This window comes from Caulobacter sp. P1_B12_2 (assembly GCF_056406675.1).
Genome location: NZ_JBFTZS010000291.1, coordinates 1 through 5,854, shown reverse-complemented (window position 1 = coordinate 5,854; position 5,854 = coordinate 1). Strand labels below are relative to the sequence as shown.

General features: G+C 68.9%; 9 protein-coding genes. 6 read left to right on the top strand and 3 right to left on the bottom strand.

Annotation, left to right across the window (positions count from 1 at the left end):
- The 4 genes from AC1DZ6_RS17085 to def all read left to right on the top strand — a co-directional run.
- The coding region (locus AC1DZ6_RS17085) for a recombination mediator RecR (RefSeq protein WP_477098343.1) at positions 1-387 on the top strand (387 nt) is incomplete at its 5' end.
- Between the two features lie 40 nt (positions 388-427).
- Positions 428-1,729, top strand: a complete 1,302-nt coding sequence (locus AC1DZ6_RS17080) for a DNA recombination protein RmuC (protein ID WP_477098342.1) — start codon at positions 428-430, stop codon at positions 1,727-1,729.
- A gap of 9 nt (positions 1,730-1,738) precedes the next feature.
- On the top strand, positions 1,739-2,029 hold the full coding sequence (locus tag AC1DZ6_RS17075; RefSeq protein ID WP_477098341.1) for a hypothetical protein: 291 nt from the start codon (positions 1,739-1,741) through the stop codon (positions 2,027-2,029).
- A gap of 78 nt (positions 2,030-2,107) precedes the next feature.
- Positions 2,108-2,629, top strand: coding sequence for a peptide deformylase (gene def / locus AC1DZ6_RS17070; protein ID WP_477098340.1), 522 nt, complete (start codon positions 2,108-2,110; stop codon positions 2,627-2,629).
- A 99-nt stretch (positions 2,630-2,728) separates the two neighbouring features.
- Here def and AC1DZ6_RS17065 read toward each other — a convergent pair whose 3' ends face one another.
- Positions 2,729-3,088 (bottom strand): cell surface protein, encoded by a 360-nt coding sequence (locus tag AC1DZ6_RS17065; protein WP_477098339.1) that lies wholly within the window; start codon positions 3,086-3,088, stop codon positions 2,729-2,731.
- A gap of 103 nt (positions 3,089-3,191) precedes the next feature.
- Between AC1DZ6_RS17065 and fmt the strand changes: the two genes are divergently transcribed.
- Positions 3,192-4,118, top strand: a complete 927-nt coding sequence (gene fmt, locus AC1DZ6_RS17060) for a methionyl-tRNA formyltransferase (protein ID WP_477098338.1) — start codon at positions 3,192-3,194, stop codon at positions 4,116-4,118.
- A complete protein-coding gene (gene truA / locus AC1DZ6_RS17055; protein ID WP_477098337.1) occupies positions 4,118-4,867 on the top strand; it encodes a tRNA pseudouridine(38-40) synthase TruA in 750 nt (249 codons plus the stop codon). Before fmt ends, truA begins: the two co-directional genes overlap by 1 nt.
- 310 nt (positions 4,868-5,177) lie before the next feature.
- Here truA and AC1DZ6_RS17050 read toward each other — a convergent pair whose 3' ends face one another.
- Together AC1DZ6_RS17050 and AC1DZ6_RS17045 are read right to left on the bottom strand one after the other, a co-directional pair.
- Complete coding sequence (locus AC1DZ6_RS17050) at positions 5,178-5,570, bottom strand: DUF3597 domain-containing protein (RefSeq protein WP_477098336.1); 393 nt, start codon at positions 5,568-5,570, stop codon at positions 5,178-5,180.
- A gap of 68 nt (positions 5,571-5,638) precedes the next feature.
- A partial coding sequence (locus tag AC1DZ6_RS17045; RefSeq protein ID WP_477098335.1) for a glutaminase occupies positions 5,639-5,854 on the bottom strand: 216 nt, incomplete at its 5' end.

The window sequence follows — 5,854 nt, the reverse complement described above, 5'->3', positions numbered from 1 at the left end:
ATCTGCTCGGACGCCACCCGCGACAACCGCCTGCTGTGCGTGGTCGAAGAGGTCGGCTCGCTGTGGGCCATGGAGCGTGGCGGCTCGTTCAAGGGCCGCTACCACGTGCTGGGCGGCCTGTTGTCGGCCCTGGACGGCGTCGGCCCCGAGGCGCTGCGGGTCGGCGAGCTGCTCGGTCGGGCGAACGCCAGCGAGATCCAGGAGGTCATCCTGGCGCTGCCGGCCACGGTCGACGGCCAGACCACGGCCCACTACCTGGCCGACCGCCTGGCGCCGAGCGGCGTGTCGGTGACCATGCTGGCGCGCGGCGTGCCGGTGGGCGGGGATCTGGACTGGCTGGACGACGGGACGATCGCGCAGGCGCTGCGGGCGCGTAGGCCGGCTTAGGCGGCTTCCTAGATCCCCCGACTCCGGCTAAGAACGGAGCATGAACTTCTCCGATCCGTTCCTGATCCTCGCCATCGTCTTCGCCCTGCTGGCCGTCGGCGCCGTGCTGTGGGCCCTGGCCAGCCAGCGTCGCGCGACCGGCGCCGACGCCCGGGCCTGGGAGCTGAACGCCAAGCTGGTCCAGGCCGACGAGCGCGCCCGGCTGCTCGAGGACCAGACCGCCACCCAGGGCGAGCTGATCCGCGCCCAGGCCGCCCAGCAGGCGACCATGACCGCCAACACCGTGGCCGAGGCGCTGATCAAGCGCACCGAGGAGAACTTCAAGAGCCGCGAACTGCTGTCCCAGGCCCGTCTGGAAGCCCAGCTCAAGCCGGTGGCCGAGACCCTGGCCAAGTTCGAGGCCCAGGTCACCGCCGTCGAGAAGGCTCGCGCCGAGGAGACCGGCGGGCTCAAGGCCCAGATCAACGCCCTGATGGAAGCCTCGGTCGCCACCCAGTTCGAGGCCCGCAAGCTGTCGGCCGCGCTGCGTCGCGGGGCCGGCGTGCAAGGCCGCTGGGGAGAGCAAACCCTGCGCAACGTGTTGGAGGCCGCGGGTCTCAACAACCGCTTCGACTTCGAGGAGCAGTTCAGCGTCGAGAGCGACGAGGGCCGCCGTCGTCCCGACGTGAAGGTCAAGATGCCCGGCGGCGGGGTGTTCGTGATCGACGCCAAGTGCTCGCTCAACGCCTTCCTCGAGGCCCAGGAGGCCACCGAGGACCACCTGCGCGAAAGCTGCCTGGCGCGGCACGCCGCCAGCGTCCGTGCTCACATGCAGGGGCTTTCCGCGAAAGCCTACTGGGACCAGTTCGCCGGCGAGGGCTCGCCCGACTTCGTCGCCATGTTCGTGCCCGGAGACGGTTTTCTCGCGGCCGCCCTGGACCGCCTGCCCGACCTGATGACCGAGGCCATGGACCGCCGCGTGCTGCTGGTCACCCCGACCACCCTGTTCGCCCTCTGCAAGGCCGTCGCCTATGGCTGGCGGGCCGAGGACCAGGCCAAGAACGCCGCCGCCATCGTCGCGGTGGGGCGCGAGCTCTACAAGCGCATCGCCGTGATGGGGGCCCACGCCGGCTCGGTAGGCAAGGCCCTGGAGGCGGCGGTCGGCCGTTACAACCAGTTCGTCGGCTCGCTGGAAAGCCAGGTCCTGACCCAGGCCCGCCGCTTCGAGGACCTGTCGGTGGACCACGAGGGCAAGGAGATCGGCGAGCTGGGCCCGGTCGAGGGCTCGGTGCGGCCGCTGATCAAGCTGGCGACCGAGACGCCCGAGGATGCTTCGATTGCACGGCTTAAAGCTAAGCCATAAACTCTCTTGATGACCTTCCTGGCCTGCGTCGTCGCCGTCGTCGCCTCATTCTATATTTTGCTCACCCAGGGTTTGGCCATCCTGGCCGCGCGACGGACGGGCGTGCTGATCGGCAAATCGCCGAGCAAAGTTCGGATTGAACGCGCGGTGGACCCCGAATATTTCGACGAGCTCCTTGATGCCCGGGCCAAGTCGTTGCGACTGCCCGTGTTTATCGCGGCTGCCGCCGTCATCATCCTGGTCTGGACCATCTTTGCTATGCTGGCCGCGTACTCGATCATCTCGCCTTTGCCCTGGTAGGGCTTAGGGACATGCGTGTCGCCCGCGCCCTTCCGTCGCCTTGACGCTGGACCGCGCGGACCTTACCTGACTGTCGTTATGACCATCCGCCGCATTCTCACCGTCGATAACGCCGCCGATCTGGCGATTCTGAAGCAAGTCTCCAAGGACGTGCCCGCCGTCGACGACGCGCTGCGCGCGCTGATGGACGACATGCTGGAGACCATGTACGACGCCCCCGGCATCGGCCTGGCGGCCGTGCAGGTCGGCGAGCTGGTCAATGTGATCGTCATGGACCTGGCCCGCGAGGGCGAGGAGCCGGCCCCGCGCTATTTCGTCAATCCGAAGATCACCTGGGCGTCCGAGGAGCTGTTCGAATACGAAGAGGGCTGCCTGTCGGTGCCTGAGGTCTACGACGCCGTCGAGCGTCCGGCCAAGGTCAAGATCAGCTACCTGAACTATCAGGGCCAGGCGGTCGAGGAAGACGCCGAGGAGCTGTACGCGGTCTGCATCCAGCACGAGATGGACCACCTGAAGGGCGTGCTGTTCATCGACCACCTGTCGCGCCTGAAGCGCGACCGGGCGATTTCCAAGGTCAAAAAGGCCCGCCGCGCGGCTTAAGATTCAGCGAACGAAGCGGGGACACACACTCACCCCGCGACCGTGGCCGCGAAGGCCTGAGCCGTGCCGTGAGTGTGTGTCCCCAAATTCGCGCGCTGCCTAACGCGTCGCTTCGTGGACTTCCTTCTTGGCGTTCGAGCCGGCCTTCTTGGCGTCGGCGTTGAGGTCGGACGCCGCTTCCTTGGTCTCTTCGCCCGCCTTGGCGCCGGCTTCCTTGGCCTTGTCGACCGCCTCGCCGGCCGCGACCTTGGCGTCGGCGGCGGCTTCCTCGGTGCTTTCCTTCAGCGCCGTGCCGGCTTCCTTGACGTCGGGGTCGTTCTTGATGTCGGTGGCGGCCTGCTTGATCTCGCTGCCGGCGGCCTTGGCGCCTTCCTTGATCTGGGTGGCGTGTTCGTCCGAGCAGGCGGCGAGCGACAGGGCGGCCAGGCCGGCGGCGGCGATCAGCGTGATGGAGCGCATGGCGTTTCCTCCTGGAAAACTGGGTCGCTCATAGAACGGCGATCCACGGTGAAGGTTCCGACTCCGGCTTTCCCCCGAGGGGTTAGGCCGCTAAACCGCCCCCATGCGCATCGCCTTCCTCGGAACCCCCGATTTCTCCGTCGCCTGCCTGGCCGAGCTCGTCGCCGCCGGCCACGAAATCGTCTGCGTCTATTCTCAGCCGCCCGCCCCGCGCGGTCGCGGCCAGGACCTCAAGCCCTCGCCGGTCCACGCCTTCGCCGAAAGCCTGGGCCTGCCGGTGCGCACGCCCGTATCGATGAAGACGCCCGAGGAGATCGAGGCCTTCCAGGCGCTGGATCTCGACGCCGCCGTGGTCGTGGCCTTCGGACAGATCCTGGTGGCCGAGGTGCTCGACGCCCCGCGCCTGGGCTGTTTCAACCTGCACGCCTCGCTGCTACCCCGTTGGCGCGGCGCGGCGCCGATCCAGCGGGCGATCATGGCCGGCGATGCGGTGACCGGCGTCCAGGTGATGCGGATGAGCGTCGGCCTGGACGAAGGCCCGGTGCTGATGGGCGAGCAGGTGCGGATCGACGCCCTGGAGACCGGCGGGACCCTGCACGACAAGCTGGCCGCCGTCGGCTCGCGCATGCTGCCCGTGGCCCTGGCCGCCATCGAGCGCGGCGGGGCCCGCGAGGTCCCGCAGGCGGAGGAGGGCGTGACCTACGCCAAGAAGATCAAGTCGGCCGAGGCCCGCATCGACTGGACCCGCCCGGCCGCCGAGGTCGACCGCCACATCCGCGGGCTTTCCCCGTTTCCGGGCGCGTGGTTCGAGGCGCCGAGCGAGAAGGGCCCGGTGCGCGTGAAGGCCCTGCTGTCGCGCGTCGAGCACGGTGAGGGCGTCCCCGGTGTCCCGCTGGACGATACGTTGCTGATCGCCTGTGGAGACGGCGCCGTGCGCCTGCTCAAGGCCCAGCGCGAAGGCAAGGGCGCCCAGGACGCCGAGATCTTCCTGCGCGGCTTCCCGCTGGCGGCCGGCACGGTCCTGGCCTGATGCCCCGCTACCGCCTGACGATCGAATATGACGGCCGGCCCTATAACGGCTTTCAGGCCCAGGCCTCGCAGCCGTCGGTGCAGGGGGCGATCGAGGCGGCGGTGACGGCCTTCACCGGCCAGGCGATCCGGATCGCGGCGGCGGGGCGGACCGACACCGGCGTCCACGCCACGGCTCAGGTGGTGCATGTCGACCTGGAGCGCGACTGGCCGGCCGAAACGGTGATGAACGCGCTGAACGCCCACCTGGTGCGCGAGGYGGTCAGCGTGCTGGACGCGGTGGTGGTCTCCGACGACTGGCACGCCCGGTTCTCGGCCAACGAGCGGCGCTACCTCTACCGCATCCTCAACCGCCGCGCACCGCCGGCCCTGGAGGCGGGCAAGGTCTGGCACGTCAAGAAGCCGATCGACGCCGCGGCCATGCACGCCGCCGCCCAGGCCTTGGTCGGGCTTCACGACTTCACGACGTTCCGCGACATGGCCTGCCAGGCCAAGTCGCCGCTGAAGACGCTGGACGTGGCCCGCGTGCTGCGGGTCGGCGACGAGGTCCACCTGGTGTTCGAGGCTCGGTCGTTCCTGCATCKCCAGGTGCGGTCGATGACCGGCACCCTGGTCGAGGTCGGGGTGGGGCGGTGGACGGCTGAGGATGTGCGGGCGGCGCTGGAGGCGAAGGACCGCACGGCTTGTGGGCCCGTGGCTCCGGCCGATGGGCTGTACCTGACGGGGGTCGGGTACGACGGGGAGGCCTAGCGGCGCTTGCCGCGCTCGGCCCGCGCCGTCTGGATCTGGCCGATCGCCAGGGCCAGCATGAAGGCGCCGAAGGCGAGGATCACGAAGGTGAGGAAAGGGGTCATGGAAGCTCTCCGTTACTGGAACGGCGAAGCTTCGCGCGGTCGATGACGACCGACCTTGATCTGACTCAATGACCCAAGGGCTGTCATCCCGGACGAGCGCGCAGCGCGAAGATCCGGGACCGACGCGTGAACTCAGAGCTTCCGGCGGTCCCGTCTGCGCCCGGCTTTGCAGGGCCTGTCCGGGATGACAGTGTTTGGAAAGGCGTCTAGTCCATCAACTCCGCCGGCACCTTGCCGCCGTTTTCCGACAGCTTCTTGATCACCTGCTTGTGCAGCCAGATGTTCATCGTCGCGCTGTCGCCCTTGTCGCCGGTGTAGCCCAGCTCGTCAGCCAGTTCCTTGCGCTCGGTCAGGCTCGACTCCATGCCGACCAGCTTCATCAGGTCGACGATCGAATGGCGCCAGTCCAGCTTCTGGCCGGCGTTGGCGGCCAAGTCGTCCAGCGAGGCGGTGACGTCGATCACCTGCGGCGGCGAGGCGGGGGCCACGGCGACGGCGGTGGGCGCCTGGGCCGGGGCGGGAGCCGGCGTCGGCGCGGCGGGCGCGGCCTTGGGCTTGTGATGGAAAATCTTGTCCATGATGGTGCTGAAGATGCCCATGTCGCGGTGCTCCTTGCGGGTTGAGGAGCGACACCAACGCCCGAGACTCCCCGGCGTTCGAACCGTGACTAGAGAACCGAACAGTTGGTCAGCTGCGTGAACCGCTCCAGCGCCACGGTTCCCACCACCGAGGTGCCGAACCGGTCCAGCTCCGGCGACCACACGGCGATCGCCGCCTTGCCCGGGACGATGGCGACGATCCCGCCGCCGACCCCGCTCTTGGCCGGCAGGCCGACGCGGTAGGCGAAGCTGCCGACGCTGTCATAGATGCCGCAGGTCAGCAG

Coding starts and splice junctions, on each gene's coding strand:
- fmt (WP_477098338.1), top strand. CDS start 3,192: ATGCGCATCGCCTTCCTCGGAACCCCCGATTTCTCCGTCGCCTGCCTG.
- AC1DZ6_RS17080 (WP_477098342.1), top strand. CDS start 428: ATGAACTTCTCCGATCCGTTCCTGATCCTCGCCATCGTCTTCGCCCTG.
- AC1DZ6_RS17050 (WP_477098336.1), bottom strand. CDS start 5,570: ATGGGCATCTTCAGCACCATCATGGACAAGATTTTCCATCACAAGCCC.
- AC1DZ6_RS17065 (WP_477098339.1), bottom strand. CDS start 3,088: ATGCGCTCCATCACGCTGATCGCCGCCGCCGGCCTGGCCGCCCTGTCG.
- AC1DZ6_RS17075 (WP_477098341.1), top strand. CDS start 1,739: ATGACCTTCCTGGCCTGCGTCGTCGCCGTCGTCGCCTCATTCTATATT.
- def (WP_477098340.1), top strand. CDS start 2,108: ATGACCATCCGCCGCATTCTCACCGTCGATAACGCCGCCGATCTGGCG.